We start from the raw sequence: 19266 nt of genomic DNA, 5'->3' as shown, positions 1-19266 counted from the left end.
AACCATGAATACGGTGGATGCCAAACGGGTCCTCGAAACCGCCCTGATCTGCGCTGCGCAGCCCATGGCGGTACGGGAGCTGCGTGTACTTTTTGATGATGCACTGGGGGCGGACACGCTGAAAGTCCTGTTGCAGGAACTCCAGCAGGACTGGGCATTGCGGGGCGTTGAACTGGTGCAGGTGGCCTCCGGGTGGCGATTTCAAAGCCGTCCCGAGATGCGTGAATACCTGGACAAGCTGCATCCGGAAAAACCTCCGCGCTATTCGCGTGCCACGCTGGAGACACTGGCCATCATCGCGTACCGTCAGCCTGTGACGCGTGGGGATATTGAGGACATTCGGGGGGTCACCGTCAACAGCCTGATCGTCAAGCAGCTGGAGGACCGGGGTTGGGTGGAGGTCATTGGCCACCGCGAAACAGTGGGCCGGCCTGCGTTGTTTGCGACCACGCGCCAGTTTTTGGATGATCTGGGCTTGCAGTCACTGGATCAGTTGCCTGTACTGGATGATCCCACCGGCAGTGCCTCGGTACTGGAGGCAATGGCCTCGGCAGCCAGCCTGCAGGGAGCTTTGGAGATGGATGGAGGCGGCATCCCCGAGGTTTTTTCGTCGGTGAGCGATCAGTTGCCGGGGCTGGAGCGCCAGGAAGCGTTGCAGGAGATGCAGGCCAGGCCAAGTGTGGAGACCAATCTCCACGATGAACAAGAGGATGCCCCCGGGGGTGTCTCGGGAAATAATTTATGAACGATTCCACTTCCGATGTACAGAACATGCCGCATGAGACGGAGAATTCCGAGGCGGCAATGCTGCAGAAAAAATCTGCGGCACGAAAAACCTCTCGCAAGAAAGCGGTGCCAGCGGATGGTGCCGTCGAGGCAGTGGCGGCCCATGCTGCGCTCGCCAAAGAATCGGTGGAACCGGAGCCTGCTGCGGTGTTGTCGGTCCCGCTGAAGAGCGCGGAAGTGGCGTTTCAGGTTGCGGAATCGCCAGTGATGGAAGATCACAGCGAGACCGGCACCAGGCCCCCGGCAAATCCGCGCCACGCGGGAGGCGCTGGGCGCGGCAAGCGATCCCCCCCCTCTGCGGCGGGTGGCTACCAGTTCGAAGACGTCATTTCCGGGCGTTTCGATGCCGACGAGGTCAACAGCGAGGACGTGGCCCCCAAGCGCGTTTTATTGCCCCAGGCAGAAACACCCAAGCTTCACAAGGTGCTGGCACAGGCAGGGTTGGGTTCTCGCCTCGAGATGGAGCAGTTGATTCTCGAGGGAAGAATTTCGGTGAACAACGAGCCGGCACACATCGGTCAGCGCGTGCAGTTTGGCGATCAGGTGAAGGTGAACGGCAAGCCGATTCGTTACCGCATCGATCCTCCGCCGGCGCGTGTCATCGCGTATCACAAGCCCGTCGGGGAGGTGGTTTCCCACGATGATCCACAAAACCGTCCGACCGTGTTCCGCAAGCTTCCCCGGTTGCAGCAGGGGAAATGGCAGTCGGTCGGTCGACTGGATCTGAATACAGAGGGGCTGCTTTTGTTCACGAGTTCGGGTGAGTTGGCCAACAAGCTGATGCATCCCCGATTCGGATTGGAGCGGGAATATGCCGTACGCGTTCTGGGTGCCTTGAGCAACGAAGAAAAACAGCAATTGCTGGATGGTGTCCGGCTGGACGACGGCATGGCCGCGTTTGGCTCGATCGAGGACGGCGGTGGGGAGGGTTCCAACTGCTGGTATCGCGTCACCATCTCCGAGGGGCGCAATCGCGAGGTGCGTCGCATGCTGGAGGCCGTGGGCCATGCGGTCAGCCGCCTGATCCGAATCCGGTATGGAGCAATGGTCTTGCCCCGTGGGCTTAAGCGGGGGGCCTGGCTGGAACTCGATGAGAGCGACATCCGCGCCCTGGTGCAGGCTGCCGGGGCGGGACGCTCAGAAGCCAGAGGAGTGGGTGGCGAGGAAGGCATTGGCGGCGCAGAGCGCGGCAACAGGGGGCGCGGACGTGGGGGGCAGCAACGCGTGGGCGATGCTCGCAAGCGTTCTGCAGGTGCCGGTGGCGGAGGGGGCAAGGCGCGCGGCCAGGGGCCTCGTCGATCGGATGATCCGGGGGTGCGCGGCGGCAACCCGGATCGCCAGCGCGGGAGTGCACAACCCGATCCCATGAAAACATCGGTGGGCTACATTGGTGTAGACAGTCTGTCGCGCCACCGTCAGGATCAGCGCCGTATGGGTGGTGGATCCCGTCGCGGAGGCAATCGCTAGACCTGCCGGCGTTTTCTTGCCCGGTTAGAATCAAAAGCTTTGCCCTATGGGCAAAAATCACAGCAACATCACACCAGGAAATCAATATGGCTATCGAACGTACTCTCTCCATCATCAAGCCCGACGCAGTTGCCAAGAATGTCATTGGCCAGATTTATGCCCGCTTTGAAGCCGCCGGCCTCAAGGTTGTCGCTGCCCGCATGGCCCACCTCTCCCGCTTGGAAGCTGAGCAGTTCTATGCTGTGCACAAGGCACGTCCTTTCTTCAAGGATCTGGTGGATTTCATGATCTCCGGCCCCGTCATGATTCAGGCGCTGGAAGGTGAGAACGCGATCCTGAAGAATCGCGAATTGATGGGTGCAACGGATCCGAAGAAGGCCGAGGCCGGCACCATTCGCGCTGATTTTGCAGACAGCATTGATGCCAATGCCGTGCATGGTTCCGATGCCCCTGAGACCGCTCAAGTGGAAATCGCCTTCTTCTTCGCCGGCATGAACGTCTACTCGCGCTGACATGATTGTCCCCACACTCGTTCTGGTCTCGCTGGAGAAATCAAGTGCTGGGGACAGTTGCGACCGACTGAGGGCGCGGCTGCCATGACAACCAACCTTCTGGATTTTGACTTGGATGGGTTGATCGGTTTTTGTGGTCAGCTCGGGGAAAAGCGTTTTCGTGCGACACAGCTTTTCCGCTGGATTCACCAGCGGGGCGTCAGCGATTTTGACGGCATGAGCGATCTGGCCGTTGCATTGCGGACCAAGTTGAAGGGCTGTGCTCATGTGCAGGCCCTGCCAGTCATCAGTGAACATGTTTCGGCTGATGGCACGGTCAAATGGTTGTTTGACGTGGGTGGCGGCAATGCCGTCGAATCCGTGTTCATTCCTGAAGATGATCGGGGAACACTCTGCGTATCGTCGCAGGCCGGTTGTGCAGTAGGGTGCCGATTTTGCTCGACAGGCCATCAAGGCTTCAGCCGCAATCTCACCACGGGCGAGATCGTTGCGCAGTTGTGGTTTGCCGAGCACGCCTTGCGCGCCCGCTTTGGCTCTTCTTCCCGCATCATTACCAATGTGGTGATGATGGGGATGGGGGAGCCGCTACAAAACTATGCGGCCCTTGTGCCGGCGTTGAGGGTCATGCTCGATGACCATGGTTATGGCCTGTCGCGCAGGCGTGTAACGGTGTCTACTTCGGGTGTCGTTCCCATGATGGATCGATTGTCGCAGGACTGTCCTGTGGCCTTGGCTGTGTCCTTGCACGCGCCCAGTGATGCCTTGCGTGATTATCTGGTGCCGATAAACCGCAAGTACCCGATCCAGGAGTTGCTGGAGGCGTGTCACCGTTATCTCGAGCATGCGCCAAGGGACTTCATCACATTTGAATATTGCATGCTGGATGGGGTGAACGACCAGATCGAGCATGCCCATCAACTGATTGAACTGGTCAAGCCATCGATTGGCAGGGCGATCCACTGCAAATTCAATCTGATTCCGTTCAATCCATTTCCGGCATCAGGGCTCAAGCGTTCTTCCCAGGCACAGGTGGCAATCTTCGCAAAGGTGCTGAGCGAAGCGGGCATTGTCACGACAGTGCGCAAGACGCGCGGGGATGATATCGATGCTGCCTGCGGTCAATTGGCAGGCGATGTGCAAGACCGCACACGTGTGGTGGAGCGTATGGCAAAGCAACGCACAATCGTGCTCAAACAGGTGACTTAGGTCGCTACTTATCAAGGAAGCGCTACATGGTGGGATCGACTGGTGGTCGCTGGCGGCAATATCGGCACTGGATGCTGATGGCTTGTGGTGTCCTGGGCTTTTGTTTTGCTCTTGGCGGCTGTGCGGCCAATGGGGGCGCCTCTGCTTCGGACTCCACTGCGGATCTGGTGACACCGTCCGACGAACCTGATGCAAGGCGCCGTGCACGAATTCGCCTGGAGCTGGCATCGAATTATTTCGAGATGGGGCAAACTGCCGTGGCCCTGGACGAGGTCAAGCAGTCGCTTGCGGCTGATGCCAACTATGCGGACGCCTACAACCTGCGTGGTCTTATCTATTTGCGGCTCAACGATTTCGCCCAGGCGGAAGAAAGCTTTCGCCGGGCGCAGGCATTGCGTCCAGGCGACCCCAATTTGTTGCATAACTTTGGCTGGCTTTTATGCCAGCAGAAAAAATATGCAGAAGCGGATCAGCAGTTTGTCCGTGCGCTGGACAACCCTGCATATGCTGCCCGCGGCAAGACGCTGATGGCCAGAGGACTGTGCCAGGTGGGTGCAGCACAGTATGCAGAAGCCGAGCAGTCCCTGATCAAGGCCTATGAACTGGATGCTGCAAATCCCGTGGTGGGGTACCACCTGTCTGCGTTGCTGCTGCGACGCAATGAGTTGAGTCGTGCGCAGTTTTACATTCGGCGCCTGAACAACAGCGAATATGCCAACTCGGAATCTTTGTGGCTCGGGATCAAGGTGGAGCGTGCCTTGGGGGACACGGTGGCCGCGCGGCAGCTTGCAGACCAGTTGCGCAAGCGGTTCCCTGAGTCGCGCGAGTGGGGCGCGTATGAACGCGGGGCATTCAATGAGTGAGTTGATGGGCGAGCAGTCGGGGTCTGAATCGCATGACCAATATGCGCGAGGGGTGACGGCGGGCGCGTTGTTGCGGGAGGCCCGGGAAGCTGCCGGAGTGCATATTGCTGCTCTGGCGGGAGCCACGAAGGTTCCTGTGGGAAAGCTCGAAGCCCTGGAGGCGGATGATTTTTCTGCACTCCCGGACATCGTATTTGTGCGGGCTTTGGCGTCCAGCATTTGCCGTACCCTGAAGATCAACCCTGAGCCGGTTCTGGCGCTTCTCCCTCAAGGAGAAAGTCCCAGGCTGTCCAACAATGACGGGGGGCTGAATGCGACCGTCAAGGGCTTCCGAAGCAAATCATCGTCTACGCCGTTTGTCGTTCCACGCTCGAAAACGCTGGTGTGGGCGGTGGGCATGCTGCTGATCGGGGCAGCGCTGATGATTTTCTTGCCCCGCAGCCTTGAAGCTGACCTGCTGGCATTGTTCAAGCAACCAGCGCCAGATGCCGTGATTTCCACACCTGCGGTGGATGTGGCGCAGGAGCGCCCAGCCACTGCAGTTTCCGCGCCGGCGAGTGCCACTTCTGGCGTGGAGGTCACGGCTTTTGCCGGTGACTCCAAGGAGTCGGCGGAGGAAGCACCACCTGTTCCTGCCATGTCTTCCGCTGAAGCATCTGCTGTTCCCGCGTCTGCTGTCGATACACCTGCTGGTGTGCTTGCCTTCAAGGCGCGCAGAGAGTCGTGGATACAGGTTCGGGATGCGACAGGTGCCGTGGTATTTCAGCGCAATTTGGCACCCGACGAGCTGGTTTCTGTGTCGGGTGCGCTGCCTCTGGCGGTAGTCATCGGACGAGCGGATGCTACCGAGGTTTTTGTGCGTGGCAAGCCTTATGAGCTGGGCTCCGTGTCCCGTGAGAATGTCGCTCGCTTCGAGGTGAGATAGTGGAAACAATGGATACCAATACAGCGCCGATCGCCGTGTCAACACCTGCCCTTCGGCGCTCCAGGCAGGCGAGGGTGGTGTGGGGATCTCGTGTCGTCACAGTGGGCGGCGATGCTCCTGTGCGCGTCCAGTCCATGACCAATACGGATACGGTGGATGCTATCGGCACAGCTATCCAGGTGAAGGAACTGGCCCAGGCGGGGTCCGAGTTTGTTCGGATTACCGTCAACACGCCGGAGGCTGCGGCAGCGGTCCCCTATATCCGGGAACAACTGGATCGCATGGGGGAGAGCGTTCCCCTGGTCGGCGACTTTCATTACAACGGCCATCGGCTTTTGACAGATTTCCCGGATTGTGCCCAGGCATTGTCGAAGTACCGCATCAATCCGGGCAACGTCGGCAAGGGAGACAAGCGTGATCGCCAGTTCGGTCAAATGATCGAAGCGGCAATGCGGTGGAGCAAGCCGGTTCGTATTGGTGTCAATTGGGGCAGTCTTGACCAGGAACTTCTGGCAAGCCTGATGGATGCCAACAGCCGTCGCTCCCAACCATGGGATGCGCGCCAGGTGATGTACGAGGCCCTGATCACTTCAGCCGTGGAGTCCGCGCGTCGTGCCGAAGACATGGGCTTGGACGGCAATCAGATCATCCTCTCGTGCAAGGTCAGTGGCGTTCAGGATCTGATCTCGGTTTACCGTGAATTGGCGCGCCGTTGCGACTATGCGCTGCATCTGGGGCTCACGGAAGCGGGCATGGGTACCAAGGGAACCGTGGCATCTACCACCGCGTTGTCGATCTTGCTGCAGGAGGGCATCGGCGACACCATTCGCGTCTCGCTCACCCCCCAACCGGGTGAAGCGCGGACGCAGGAGGTTGTGGTGGCATCGGAGATCCTGCAGTCACTGGGTCTGCGGATTTTCGTCCCCAGCGTGACGGCATGCCCTGGTTGCGGCCGTACGACCAGCACCACTTTCCAGGATCTTGCCAAACAGATTGATGATTTCCTTCGCGCGCAGATGCCTGTGTGGCGCGTGCGTTATCCCGGTGTGGAAAATCTGAAGATTGCGGTCATGGGGTGCATCGTGAATGGCCCGGGTGAAAGCAAGCACGCTGATGTCGGCATAAGCCTTCCCGGTACCGGTGAAGCACCTGCTGCCCCGGTGTTCATTGATGGGGAAAAAGCCCTCACCCTGCGTGGCGACAACATCGCCAATGAATTCCACCAGATCGTCGAAAACTACATCGAGAAGCGGTTCGGGGCAGTGTCTTCGACCGCGTAGTTTGTGAGCGCGGTTCCGGCGCGGTTGGCCTGCAGGTCCTTGGCGCGCCCTGTTTCTTATCCTTCCATCTCCATAAAGAAAATACCGCAGTGCGTACTGAAAAAGGAACCCCTGTGTCGAAGCTTGAAAAGCTAACCGCTGTCAAAGGCATGAACGACATCTTGCCGCCCGACTCCGCACGGTGGGAATGGCTGGAGAGCAAGGTGCGTTCGCTCATGGAGCGGTATGCCTATCGCAATATTCGCACGCCGATTGTCGAGCCGACGTCGCTGTTCGTTCGTGGGCTGGGGGAAGTCACCGATATCGTCGAAAAGGAAATGTATTCCTTTGAGGACCGCTTGAATGGCGAGCAATTGACCTTGCGGCCGGAGGCGACGGCCGGAGTCGTTCGCGCTGTTGCTGAACACTCCATGCTGTACGACGGTGGCAAGCGTTTGTACTACATGGGCCCCATGTTCCGCCACGAGCGTCCCCAGCGGGGGCGGTATCGCCAGTTTCATCAGATCGGGGCGGAAGCGCTCGGATTTCCCGGTGGGGAACTGGATGCAGAATTGATTCTGTTGGCCAATGCATTATGGAAAGAGCTGGGTCTTCACAATGTGCGCCTGGAGATCAACAGTCTGGGCCAACCGGACGAACGCAAGGCCCACCGGGCCGCTTTGATTGCCTATCTGGAACGCCATGTCGATGCTCTGGATGACGAGGCACGACGGCGACTGCATAGCAACCCGTTGCGGATTCTGGACACCAAGAACCCGGCGATGCAGCAGATCGTGGAAGCGGCACCGCGGTTGATTGATTTTCTCGGTGAAGCGTCTTTGCAGCACTTCAACGTGGTCAAGGCCATTTTGGATGCGAATGGCGTTTCCTGGCGGGTCAATCCACGTTTGGTGCGTGGCATGGATTACTACAATCTGACGGTGTTTGAGTTTGTCACGGACCAGTTGGGTTCCCAGGGCACTATTTGTGGTGGCGGACGATACGACTATCTTATTGAGCAGATAGGAGGCAAGGCCGCGCCTGCTGTTGGCTGGGCCCTTGGGGTCGAGCGTGTGCTGGAACTTCTTAAGGAACAGGGCAGCGCCATTCCACCGGTGACCCCGGATGTTTACGCGGTCATTCCGGATGCGGCCGCTTTGCCGGTGGCCATTGCGACGCTGGAGCGCTTGCGGGCGCACGGTGTCAGCGTACAGATGCATGGTGCCCCTGCGTCGGGTGAAGGCATGGGAAGCATGAAATCCCAGTTCAAGAAGGCAGACGCCAGTGGCGCCCGGCATGCGCTCGTTTTTGGATCGGATGAGCTGGCGCGCGGCATGGTTTTGTGCAAGTCATTGCGAGATGGCAGTGGTGCGCAGACGGAGCACTGCCTGGATAGTGTGTCCGAATGGGCCAGCACCCTGCAATTTTCCAGTTAATTTCAAGCAAGCATATTCATGGCCAATCATCTCGATCTCGAAGAACAAGAACAACTTGATCAACTCAAGCATTTCTGGAACACCTGGGGAACATTGATCAGTTCCCTGGTGCTGCTGGTATTTGGCTCTCTCGCCGCCTGGAATGGTTACCAGTATTGGCAGAATCGCCAGTCAACGCAGGCCGCGGCACTTTTTGATGCAGTCGATGTGGCTTCCCGCGCCGGCGACCAGGCTCGCATGGAGCAGGCGCTTGGTGATCTACGCTCTAAATATGCAGGAACGACGCAGACTGCGCAGGCAGGGCTGGTGCTTGCCAAATCCATGCTCGATGCCAGCAACGCTACGGGGGCGAAGGACGCTTTAACCTGGGTCGTCGAAAATGCCGGTGATGATGGCTACAAGGCGATTGCCAGGTTGCGCCTGTCCAGCGTGCTCATGGATCAGAAGGATCTGGATGGAGCACTCAAGCAAGTCTCGGGAGCATTTCCGGCCGAGTTCGATGCGGTGGTCGCTGATCGCAAGGGTGATATCTTGCTGCTGCAGGGAAAGCAGGAGCAAGCCATTGCCGAGTACAGCCGCGCATTCAAGGCTTTTGACGATCGCGTGGAGTACCGCCGCCTGGTGGAGGTCAAGCTCAACGCATTGGGAGTTCATCCTCAAGACGCTGTCGCCGTGGCCGTTACATCCGACAAGGTCAAAAAATGAGATTTGTTTTACCCTCGCTTTCTCCGTTGTCGATCTTGCGTGTCAAGCATGTGGCATCCGTGCTTTTGGCAGGGGCAGTGCTGAGTGGTTGCTCGCTCTGGGGTGGCAGTTCCAAGCCCGTGCCTGCGGATCTTGGCCCCAATGTTCCCGTTCTGGGCGTTCGCCAGGTTTGGACGGCGCGCATCGGTAGCGTTGCAGGGCTGCCTCTGGATGTTCACGCTGCTGGCCATGTAGTGACCGTCGCATCGGCGGATGGCGTGGTGGTTGCTCTGGATGCCCGATCGGGGGCGGATCTCTGGCGTGCCTCACTGGGTGAACCCTTGTCGGCGGGGGTGGGCAGCGACGGCAAATGGACTGCCGTTGTTTCCCGCAGCAACATGCTGGTCTCAATGGAGGCAGGGCGCGAGCTATGGCGCAAGCCTTTGCAGACACAAACCTTTACTGCTCCGCTGGTGGCGGGAAACCGCATTTTTGTGTTGTCTGCCGACCGGTCGGTTGCTGCCTATGATGCTGCGACGGGGGGGCGTTTGTGGACCCAGTCCCGTCCCGGAGAGCCCTTGGTATTGCGTCAATCCGGGGTGCTCCTGGCGGTCGGTGATACGCTGGTGGTCGGATTGTCGGGCCGATTGGTGGGCCTCAATCCGGACAATGGCAGTGTGCGATGGGAAGCCCCTCTGGCCAGTGCCCGTGGTACGAACGATGTGGAGCGTCTCGTGGACTTGGTCGGTCGTGTTTCACGTGTCGGCGATAGTGTCTGCGCGCGCGCATTTCAAGCATCCGTGGGGTGCGTGAATACGGCGCGTGGCATCGTGGCTTGGACGCAGCTTGCGGCGGGAACAGAGGGTATTCACGGCAACGGTGAACTCATTTTTGGAACTGAGAGCAATGGTGTGGTGCTTGCCTGGCGCCGAGCCGATGGCACGCGTGCCTGGACATCGGATCGGCTCAAGTTTCGAAAGCTGACGGCGCCGCTGCTTTTGGGGCGGTCGGTTGTTGTAGGGGATGATGCCGGGCTCTTGCATCTGCTGTCTCGCGATGATGGCGGCCCGTTGAATCGATTGACCACAGATGCCTCCGGCATCGCCGCCGCTCCGGTTGTTGCTGCGGATACCTTGGTGGCTGTCACCCGCAATGGCGGGATATATGGCTTCCGTCCTGATTGATGGGTTATTTTCAATGAAGCCAGTTATCGCCCTCGTGGGGCGTCCGAACGTCGGGAAATCCACGTTGTTCAATCGCCTCACAAAGTCGAGAGATGCCATCGTGGCCGACTTTGCCGGGTTGACGCGCGACAGGCACTACGGCAACGGCAAGCAAGGCAAGCACGAGTACATCGTGATCGACACCGGGGGGTTCGAGCCGGACGCATCCAGCGGCATCTATCGCGAGATGGCCAAGCAAACGCAGCAGGCTGTGGCGGAAGCCGATGTGGTGATCTTTGTGGTGGACGCACGCGCGGGTGTTTCAGCGCAGGACCACGATATCGCAAATTATCTTCGCAGGCTTGGCAAACCGTGTGTTTTGGTGGCGAACAAGGCCGAGGGTATGGTGCAGGGCGTTCAGCTGGCAGAGTTCTACGAATTGGGCCTGGGTGACGTTTACCCGGTGTCCGCGGCCCATGGTCAGGGGATTCGTGGGCTGGTGGATCTGGCCCTGGAGCCGCTTCATCTGCCGGAGCCTGACGATACCGATCAGGACCTAGATAAAAGTACGATAAAGCTGGCGGTGGCCGGCCGCCCCAACGTGGGCAAGTCAACCCTGATCAATACGTGGCTGGGTGAAGAGCGTCTGGTTGCCTTTGACATGCCGGGCACCACGCGCGATGCCATTACGGTGCCTTTTGAGCGCAATGGACAACGGTTCGAATTGGTCGACACTGCCGGATTGCGTCGCAAGGGGAAAGTGTTCGAGGCTATCGAGAAGTTCTCGGTGGTCAAGACCCTGCAGGCGATCGAATCGGCAAATGTAGTGCTGCTGTTGCTGGATGCCACCCAGGGAGTCACAGACCAGGACGCGCATATTGCTGGGTACATCCTTGAGAGTGGGCGGGCGGTGGTTCTGGCCGTCAACAAGTGGGATGCCGTTGATGACTACCAGCGCCAATTGCTTGAGCGGTCCATTGAAACCCGGCTGACGTTCTTGAAGTTTGCAGCCATACATTTCATTTCTGCCAAAAAGCGACAAGGCTTGGGTCCCTTGTGGGCTTCTATCGCCCAGGCGCACAAAGCGGCGACCTGCAAGATGTCTACGCCGGTACTGACGCGTGTGCTGCTGGAGGCGGTGCAGTTTCAAGCACCGAAGCGCGCGGGCATGTTCCGCCCCAAGATGCGATACGCACACCAGGGGGGCATGAATCCGCCGGTGATTGTGATCCACGGGAATTCCCTGGAACATGTGACGGATGCTTTCAAGCGTTTCCTGGAAGGGCGTTTCCGCAAGGAATTCGATTTGGTGGGAACACCGCTGCGCATAGAAATGAAGACATCTCACAACCCCTTCGCTGACAAAGACGACAGTTAAGTCAAGAACGTGGGTGCCAGAGGGATTCTGTGGCATCCACTTTGCCGCAGTGCGTGCTGTGGTAAGGTGATGGTTTACAACAACACTTGAACACGGAGAATATCGTGAGCAATAAAGGCCAACTTCTGCAAGATCCTTTCCTGAACGCTCTGCGCAAGGAGCACGTGCCAGTCTCCATTTATCTGGTGAATGGCATCAAGCTGCAGGGGCAAATTGAGTCGTTTGACCAGTACGTGGTGCTGCTGCGCAACACGGTGACCCAGATGGTCTACAAGCACGCCATTTCCACGATTGTGCCGGGACGTGCGGTCAATTTTTCAACAGCAGACACCCTGGATGCTGAAAACAGCGGCGCCTGATTGGGCGCGGTGCTGCACGGCCGGTCAACAAAGACCAGCCACGAAGATAGGCCGGTTCATTTGAGTTCCTCTGATTCGATCAATGCTCCACGTACTCCAGTGCTTCTGGTGGGGGTCGATTTTGGGCTTCCTCATTTTGATGCCAGCCTTGATGAGTTGGGGCTGCTGGCGCAGACTGCCGGGCTGGAGCCTGTTGCACGGCTGACCTGCAAGCGCAAGGCGCCCGATGCTGCGCTGTTTGTCGGTTCGGGCAAGGCGGATGAGATCCGCATGCTCGCACAGATGCATGGTGCAGTGGAGGTGCTCTTTGATCAGGCATTGAGTCCCGCACAGCAGCGCAATCTGGAGCGCCACCTTGAGTTGCCTGTCAACGACCGGACGCTGCTGATCCTTGAAATTTTTGCCCAACGGGCCCGAAGCCACGAGGGCAAGCTGCAGGTGGAATTGGCGCGTCTGCAATACCTGAGCACTCGACTGGTTCGGCGCTGGTCGCACCTGGAGCGTCAGCGTGGTGGGATTGGTGCGCGCGGGGGGCCGGGCGAAACCCAGATTGAGCTGGATCGTCGCATGATCAGCGACGCGGTCAAGCGGACCAAGGAACGCCTGGTCAAGGTGAAGCGCCAGCGCTCGACGCAGCGACGCCAGCGAGAGCGGCGTGATACTTTCAATATTTCCTTGGTGGGTTACACCAACACCGGAAAATCCACCTTGTTCAATGCCTTGGTGAAGGCGAGGGCGTATGCCGCCGATCAGCTGTTCGCCACGTTGGATACCACGACACGGCAGTTGTATCTGGGGGAGGCTGGTAGATCCGTATCGCTGTCAGATACCGTCGGCTTTATTCGCGACTTGCCACACGGACTGGTGGATGCCTTCCAGGCCACGCTGCAAGAGGCGGTGGATGCGGACTTGCTGTTGCATGTCGTGGACGCGTCCAATCCCAACTTCCCCGAGCAGATCGATCAAGTTCAACGGGTACTGCGCGAAATTGGCGCTGCCGACATTGCCCAGTTGCTGGTATTCAACAAGCTCGATGCCATTGCGCCGGAGCAGCGTCCCGCCTTGTTGCAGGATATGTACGAGTTGGATGGCCGACCTGTGGACCGCCTGTTTGTCAGTGCGCGCAGCGGAGAAGGTCTTGATGTACTTCGGCAAAAATTGGCCCAGACCGTGCTTGCAGTCCAAGCCGACATGACCCCAGTCGATCTCGCTGAATTCCCGACCCAGGCACCCTGATTGGGCACAATGCCGGTTGCATCGATATCACCAGAGAACCAGAGACTTTGCGCATGAATTTTCAAGACCGTAACCCACGCTGGGCAATGCTCCCAGACCGCATCCGTGGGATGTTCAATTTGAACGATCCCCGATGGGGGCGTGGCGAGGACAAGGCCGAGGATGGCAACCGTCCTGAGCCCGAGCGTCCCCCTGTGCAGCCTTCGGGAGGCGGCAGTGGGCGCGACTCTGGATCCAAGGGGCAGCCACCTGATCTGGACGAATTGTGGCGCGACCTCAATCGCAAGCTGGGTGGGCTGTTCGGCAACAAGAGCGGTGGATCTCGGGGCCCTGGTGGCGGCAATGGTGGTGGTTTTCAGCCGGATATGAAGAATGCGGGCATGGGCATTGGTCTTATCGCCGGCATTGTGTTTGTGATCTGGATGGGAACCGGCATCTTCATTGTCCAGGAAGGCCAGCAGGCAGTCATCACGCGCTTTGGCAAGTACCAAAGCACCAAGGGGGCGGGTTTTAACTGGCGCCTTCCCTATCCGATTGAACGCCACGAACTGGTTTTTGTGACCCAGATTCGCTCTGCCGATGTGGGGCGGGACAATGTGATCAAGAGCACGGGCCTGCGTGAGTCGGCCATGCTGACTGAAGATGAAAACATTGTCGAAATCAAGTTCGCCGTTCAGTACCGCCTGAGCGATGCCAGGGCTTGGCTCTTCGAGAGCAAGAATCCGGCAGATGCGGTGGTGCAGGCGGCGGAGACGGCCGTGCGTGAAGTGGTGGGCAAGATGCGCATGGATACCGCCCTGGCCGAAGAGCGCGATCAGATTGCGCCGCGGGTGCGCGCGCTGATGCAGACCATACTCGACCGTTACAAGGTGGGTGTGGAGGTGGTCGGCATCAATCTGCAGCAGGGGGGCGTGCGTCCGCCAGAGCAGGTGCAGGCCTCGTTTGATGATGTGTTGAAGGCCGGACAGGAAAGGGAGCGGGCGAAAAATGAAGCCGAGGCCTATGCCAACGATGTGGTTCCTCGTGCAGTCGGTTCAGCTTCCCGGTTGAAGGAAGAGGCGGCTGCATACAAGGCCCGCATCGTGGCCCAGGCACAGGGCGATGCGCAACGGTTTTCTTCCGTTCTGGCGGAATATCAGAAAGCCCCACAGGTTACGCGCGACCGCATGTATCTGGAGTCCATGCAGCAGATTTACGGCAACGTGACCAAGGTGCTGGTGGAGTCGCGGCAGGGATCCAACCTGCTCTATCTGCCGTTGGACAAGATCATGCAGGGTGTCTCGCAATCATCCGGTTCGGTCGAGACTCCCGCCGCTGGCGGGGCCTTGGCGGTGCCTCCGTCGGCACCGGCTGGCAGTTTGCCGAACGATTCCCGTGCGCGTGACAGCAGTCGTACGCGTGACCGCGAAACCCGCTAGGAGCATCTTGTGAACAGAGTTGGATTTATTGCTTCTACCGTCTTGGTAGTGCTCGCATTGATGAGCTCGATGCTCTTCGTCGTGGATCAGCGCCAGTTTGGCGTCTTGTATGCCTTGGGGCAGATCAAGGAGGTCATCACGGAACCGGGGCTGAACTTCAAGTTGCCGCCACCTTTTCAGAACGTGTCCTATATTGACAAGCGGTTGTTGACCCTCGACAGCACTGACACCGAGCCCATGCTGACGGCTGAGAAGCAGCGTGTGGTTATTGACTGGTATGTGCGCTGGAGAATTTCTGAACCCACCGAATACATCCGCAACGTTGGTCTGGATGAGACCGCGGGGGCCATGCAGCTCAATCGGGTGGTGCGCAATGCGTTTCAGGAGGAAATCAACAAGCGGACGGTCAAGGAACTGTTGTCGCTCAAGCGCGAGAACCTGATGGCCGATGTGAAGCGCGAAGTCCTGGAAACCGTCCGCGGCGCCAAACCGTGGGGGGTGGATGTGGTGGATGTTCGCATCACCCGGGTGGACTACGTCGAGGCGATCACCGAATCCGTTTATCGCCGGATGGAGGCAGAGCGTAAGCGCGTGGCCAATGAGCTGCGTTCGACGGGGGCGGCGGAGGGGGAGAAGATTCGTGCCGATGCCGATCGTCAGCGCGAGATCACCATTGCAAATGCTTATCGCGATGCACAAAAGGTCAAGGGTGAAGGGGATGCCGAGGCGGCACGCATCTATGCCGAATCGTTTGGCCGTGATCCTCAATTTGCCCAGTTCTATCGCAGCCTGGAAGCCTACAAGGCCAGCTTCAGCAAGAAGAGCGACGTCATGGTGCTGGACCCGTCCTCATCTGATTTTTTCAAGGCTTTTCGAGGCGGGTCTGCTTCCCCTGCAGTCCAGCCGGCGCGCAAGTAACGCCACCGGCCAAGCCACGTGGAATTGAACGATAGTCTCTGGACCGCGCTGGCGTTGGTGTTGGTGATCGAGGGGCTATTGCCGTTCGTGTCACCTGCCGGCTGGCGCCGTGTCTTTACGCAGATGGTGCAGCTGCGCGACGGCCAGATTCGGTTTTTTGCACTGCTGTGCATCGTTTCTGGCATCGCCATGCTGCTGGTCTGATTCTGCGGACCTCAATCCCGCGACCATGGCCGCGCTCGGTGTGTTTCACCGCTGCCGGTAGAATCACGTTTTTAACAGCCTTCCCATTTCCATGTCTGCTTGGGTCCTGCCGGATCATATTGCCGATGTCTTGCCGTCCGAAGCGCGGCACATCGAAGAATTGCGTCGCGGGCTGCTTGATACGGCCCGTTGCTATGGCTATGAGCTTGTCATGCCGCCGCTGCTGGAGCACCTGGAGTCTCTGCTGACGGGAACCGGTGAGGCACTCGGTCTGCAGACTTTCAAGTTGGTGGATCAGCTCTCAGGCCGCTCCTTGGGGCTGCGTGCCGACACCACACCCCAGGTTGCCCGCATCGATGCGCATCTGCTCAACCGGAAGGGGGTCACCCGACTCTGCTACTGCGGCCCGGTGGTGCACACGCGGCCTGACCGTCCCCATGCGACGCGCGAGCCGCTGCAGTTCGGTGCAGAAATCTATGGCCATGCCGGGCTGGAGGCAGACCTTGAGGCGCTGCTGCTGGCGCTGCATTGCTTGCGGGTCGCCAATGTGCAAGACACCACCGTGGATCTTGCCGATGTTCGGATCGTTCGTAGCTTGCTTGCAGGCGTGACGGTGGATGGCAACCTGCTTCAGGCCATTCACGCAGCCTTGGCCACCAAGGATGCCGGCGAGTTGGCTTTTCTGGCCCGCGATTTTCCCGTGGCATCGCGCGAGGGGTTGCTGGCGTTGTTGCAACTCTATGGCGATGAAAGTATTTTGGTTGAGGCAGAACAGGCCCTCAAGCGCACACCTGGTGTGCGTGAACTGCTATCCAACTTGAAGTTGTTGGCATCCCGTCTCGAGGGTGTTCGTGTCACTTTTGATCTGGCCGATTTGCGGGGTTATGCCTATTACAGTGGGGCGCGCTTTGCCATCTATGCTCCCGGAGCCAGCGATGCCCTGGTGCGCGGTGGTCGCTATGACGAAGTGGGTGCCGTATTTGGGCGTAACCGGCCTGCCGCTGGGTTCAGCCTTGACATCAAGCAGGTGGTCGGCGTGGTGTCCCCGCGCGCACTGAAGGCTGCCATTCGTGCACCCTGGGGCGATTCGGGCGATGTTCATGCGGCCATTTCGGCGCTGCGCAATCGTGGTGAAACCGTGGTTTGCGTGCTGCCGGGGCACGAAAGCGAAGCTGATGAGTTCCATTGCGATCGAGAGCTGGTTCTGGCCTCGGGTCAATGGGTCGTGCAAGCTATTGAAGCAATTGACAATTGAATTGGGTTTGAGATGAAAGCAACCAAAGGTCGCAATGTGGTCGTGGTCGGTACCCAGTGGGGCGACGAGGGTAAAGGAAAGCTGGTGGACTGGTTGACGGAAAGCGCACAGGGCGTTGTCCGTTTTCAGGGAGGGCACAACGCAGGGCACACGTTGGTGATCAACGGCGTGAAGACTGCGTTGCATCTGATCCCCAGTGGCATCATGCGGCCTGGAGTCAAGTGCTACATCGGCAACGGGGTGGTGCTGTCTGCTGCCAAGCTTTTCGAGGAAATCGAGGGGCTTGAGAAAGCCGGTGTCGAGGTGCGCTCGCGCTTGCGCATCAGTGAGGCCTGTCCGCTGATCTTGCCATTTCATGCGGCGCTGGATGTTGCCCGAGAGGCCGCCCGTGAGCAAGGCGGTACGGAGAAAATTGGCACTACGGGCCGGGGAATTGGTCCCGCTTATGAGGACAAGATTGCCCGCCGTGCCCTGCGGGTCCAGGATCTCAAGTACCCAGAGCGGTTTGCTGTGAAATTGCGCGAACTGCTCTCTTTGCATAACCACGTGCTGGCGACTTTCCTGGGATCTGGCAAGTTCGTTTTTGGTGATGCTCTTCAGCCCTATATGCGCGACGGTGAAGTGCAGTTCGATCCAGTCTACGCCGAAGCCATGCGCCATGCCGAGTTGCTCAAGCCCATGATGGCGGACGTTTCGCGGGAGCTCAACAATGCGCACGAGTCGGGCGCAAATCTGCTGTTTGAAGGTGCGCAGGGTACCTTGCTCGACGTGGACCATGGTACCTATCCCTATGTGACCTCCAGCAACTGCGTTGCAGGCAACGCTGCGGCGGGCTCTGGTGTCGGGCCCGGCATGCTGCATTACATCCTCGGCATTACCAAGGCTTACTGCACACGCGTGGGAGGCGGTCCCTTCCCTACCGAACTGGACTGGGAGAAGCCCGGCACGCCGGGTTACCACATGAGCACGGTGGGGGCGGAGAAGGGTGTAACGACTGGGCGCAGTCGTCGTTGCGGATGGTTTGACGCTGCATTGCTCAAGCGCAGCGCACAGGTCAATGGCCTGTCGGGTCTCTGCATCACGAAGCTGGACGTACTGGATGGCCTGTCGGAGTTGAAGCTGTGCACCGGTTATGAACTTGACGGCGAGCTGATCGACCTGCTGCCGATGGGGGCGGACGACATTTCGCGTTGCCAGCCCGTTTATGAGACGCTGCCAGGCTGGAGTGAGTCCACGGTTGGCGTGACGGACTATACCAAGCTGCCATTGAGTGCACGGCAATACCTGGAGCGTATCGCTGAAGTCACCGGCGTGCCAATTGCCATGGTCTCTACCAGTCCGGATCGTGACCACACCATCCTGATGCGCCATCCCTACGTGGCATAGCCCCTGGATAGTTAAATTTAAAGCGTTGCCAGCTATTGATTCAGGAGCAAGTATGTTGACGGAAGACGGCAAACACCTTTACGTAAGCTATGACGAGTACCACAATCTCATCGAGAAGCTGGCGCTCAAGGTCCATCAATCTGGATGGGAGTTCGAGACCATCCTCTGTCTGGCCCGTGGTGGTTTGCGTCCAGGAGACATCCTGAGTCGCATCTTTGACAAGCCTTTGGCAATCATGTCTACGAGTTCTTACCGGGCTGAAGCGGGCACGGTTCAAGGGCATCTGGATATCGCACGTTTCATCACTACACCCAGAGGTGAAATAGCCGGACGTGTGTTGTTGGTGGACGATCTGGCGGATTCTGGCCACACGTTGCACGCGGTGATGGACATGTTGAAGACGAACTATGCCCCCATCTCGGAATTGCGCAGTGCGGTCATCTGGACCAAGGGCATGTCAACCTTCACGCCAGACTATTCGGTGGAGTTCCTGCCAACCAATCCATGGATCCATCAGCCCTTTGAAGGCTACGACGCCTTGGGACCCGACAAACTGCTGGAGAAGTGGAAGGTGTGATGGATTGGTATTGCTGAGTGCGCTGTGAGCGGGAAATTTCCGCCTCATTTCTGTGTTATAGTCTATGGCTTCGCTGCCGTGCGCCCTCTTCGTGAGGGCACTGGATGCGGAGGAAAAAAGAAGATGGTTTTGGGTTGGACTGGGTAAAAACCCGGTATATAATTCAAGGCTTCGCTCGGTGGATCTGGTTGCTGCAAGCGGCTGGGGCCTGGAGAGAGAAAGTTTTCAAAAGTT

General features: G+C 58.7%; 19 protein-coding genes. All 19 read left to right on the top strand.

Annotated elements, in window-relative coordinates; translation table 11 throughout:
- The first annotated feature begins 4 nt into the window (after positions 1 to 4).
- The 19 genes from scpB to BLW02_RS17145 all read left to right on the top strand — a co-directional run bounded on the left by scpB (position 5) and on the right by BLW02_RS17145 (position 19032).
- Positions 5 to 745 (top strand): SMC-Scp complex subunit ScpB, encoded by a 741-nt coding sequence (gene scpB, locus BLW02_RS17235; protein WP_092700790.1) that lies wholly within the window; start codon positions 5 to 7, stop codon positions 743 to 745.
- Positions 742 to 2253: a pseudouridine synthase gene (locus tag BLW02_RS17230; protein WP_167544081.1), complete on the top strand. Its 1512-nt coding sequence runs from the start codon at positions 742 to 744 to the stop codon at positions 2251 to 2253. Before scpB ends, BLW02_RS17230 begins: the two co-directional genes overlap by 4 nt.
- A gap of 86 nt (positions 2254 to 2339) precedes the next feature.
- Positions 2340 to 2765: a nucleoside-diphosphate kinase gene (gene ndk, locus BLW02_RS17225; RefSeq protein WP_092700787.1), complete on the top strand. Its 426-nt coding sequence runs from the start codon at positions 2340 to 2342 to the stop codon at positions 2763 to 2765.
- An 84-nt stretch (positions 2766 to 2849) separates the two neighbouring features.
- Positions 2850 to 3971: a dual-specificity RNA methyltransferase RlmN gene (gene rlmN / locus BLW02_RS17220; protein WP_092700784.1), complete on the top strand. Its 1122-nt coding sequence runs from the start codon at positions 2850 to 2852 to the stop codon at positions 3969 to 3971.
- A gap of 26 nt (positions 3972 to 3997) precedes the next feature.
- Positions 3998 to 4834 carry a type IV pilus biogenesis/stability protein PilW gene (pilW, locus tag BLW02_RS17215; protein ID WP_092700782.1) on the top strand — a complete coding sequence of 279 codons (837 nt, stop codon included), beginning with the start codon at positions 3998 to 4000 and terminating at the stop codon, positions 4832 to 4834.
- Positions 4827 to 5759: a helix-turn-helix domain-containing protein gene (locus BLW02_RS17210; protein WP_244273745.1), complete on the top strand. Its 933-nt coding sequence runs from the start codon at positions 4827 to 4829 to the stop codon at positions 5757 to 5759. The genes pilW and BLW02_RS17210 overlap by 8 nt, the downstream gene beginning before the upstream one ends.
- Before the next feature lie 8 nt (positions 5760 to 5767).
- On the top strand, positions 5768 to 7039 hold the full coding sequence (gene ispG, locus BLW02_RS17205) for a flavodoxin-dependent (E)-4-hydroxy-3-methylbut-2-enyl-diphosphate synthase (protein WP_092700778.1): 1272 nt from the start codon (positions 5768 to 5770) through the stop codon (positions 7037 to 7039).
- Between the two features lie 149 nt (positions 7040 to 7188).
- Positions 7189 to 8454, top strand: a complete 1266-nt coding sequence (gene hisS, locus BLW02_RS17200) for a histidine--tRNA ligase (protein ID WP_244273747.1) — start codon at positions 7189 to 7191, stop codon at positions 8452 to 8454.
- Positions 8455 to 8472: 18 nt separating this feature from the next.
- Entirely contained in the window at positions 8473 to 9159 is a 687-nt protein-coding gene (locus BLW02_RS17195) for a YfgM family protein (protein ID WP_092700772.1), read from the top strand.
- Complete coding sequence (gene bamB, locus BLW02_RS17190) at positions 9156 to 10322, top strand: outer membrane protein assembly factor BamB (protein WP_092700769.1); 1167 nt, start codon at positions 9156 to 9158, stop codon at positions 10320 to 10322. The genes BLW02_RS17195 and bamB overlap by 4 nt, the downstream gene beginning before the upstream one ends.
- 13 nt (positions 10323 to 10335) lie before the next feature.
- A complete protein-coding gene (gene der, locus BLW02_RS17185) occupies positions 10336 to 11679 on the top strand; it encodes a ribosome biogenesis GTPase Der (protein WP_092700766.1) in 1344 nt (447 codons plus the stop codon).
- Between the two features lie 104 nt (positions 11680 to 11783).
- Positions 11784 to 12038 carry an RNA chaperone Hfq gene (hfq, locus tag BLW02_RS17180; RefSeq protein ID WP_244273744.1) on the top strand — a complete coding sequence of 85 codons (255 nt, stop codon included), beginning with the start codon at positions 11784 to 11786 and terminating at the stop codon, positions 12036 to 12038.
- A gap of 99 nt (positions 12039 to 12137) precedes the next feature.
- The gene (gene hflX, locus BLW02_RS17175) at positions 12138 to 13274 is read left to right on the top strand and encodes a GTPase HflX (protein ID WP_483069166.1); all 1137 of its coding nucleotides are present in this window, start codon (positions 12138 to 12140) and stop codon (positions 13272 to 13274) included.
- 53 nt (positions 13275 to 13327) lie between these two features.
- Entirely contained in the window at positions 13328 to 14692 is a 1365-nt protein-coding gene (gene hflK / locus BLW02_RS17170; RefSeq protein WP_092700759.1) for an FtsH protease activity modulator HflK, read from the top strand.
- 9 nt (positions 14693 to 14701) lie between these two features.
- A complete protein-coding gene (gene hflC, locus BLW02_RS17165) occupies positions 14702 to 15610 on the top strand; it encodes a protease modulator HflC (protein WP_092700755.1) in 909 nt (302 codons plus the stop codon).
- An 18-nt stretch (positions 15611 to 15628) separates the two neighbouring features.
- Positions 15629 to 15814 (top strand): DUF2065 domain-containing protein, encoded by a 186-nt coding sequence (locus BLW02_RS17160; RefSeq protein WP_026436286.1) that lies wholly within the window; start codon positions 15629 to 15631, stop codon positions 15812 to 15814.
- 91 nt (positions 15815 to 15905) lie between these two features.
- Positions 15906 to 17069: an ATP phosphoribosyltransferase regulatory subunit gene (locus tag BLW02_RS17155; RefSeq protein WP_092700752.1), complete on the top strand. Its 1164-nt coding sequence runs from the start codon at positions 15906 to 15908 to the stop codon at positions 17067 to 17069.
- A 12-nt stretch (positions 17070 to 17081) separates the two neighbouring features.
- Entirely contained in the window at positions 17082 to 18455 is a 1374-nt protein-coding gene (locus BLW02_RS17150) for an adenylosuccinate synthase (protein ID WP_092700748.1), read from the top strand.
- 52 nt (positions 18456 to 18507) lie between these two features.
- Entirely contained in the window at positions 18508 to 19032 is a 525-nt protein-coding gene (locus BLW02_RS17145; protein ID WP_092700745.1) for a phosphoribosyltransferase, read from the top strand.
- Positions 19033 to 19266: the final 234 nt, after the last annotated feature.

The sequence above is a fragment of the Acidovorax soli genome, from assembly GCF_900107605.1.
GTDB classification, from domain to species: Bacteria; Pseudomonadota; Gammaproteobacteria; order Burkholderiales; family Burkholderiaceae_C; genus Acidovorax; species Acidovorax soli.
Note: the sequence above shows the minus strand (reverse complement) of the source record. Positions and strands in the feature narration are given on the sequence as shown.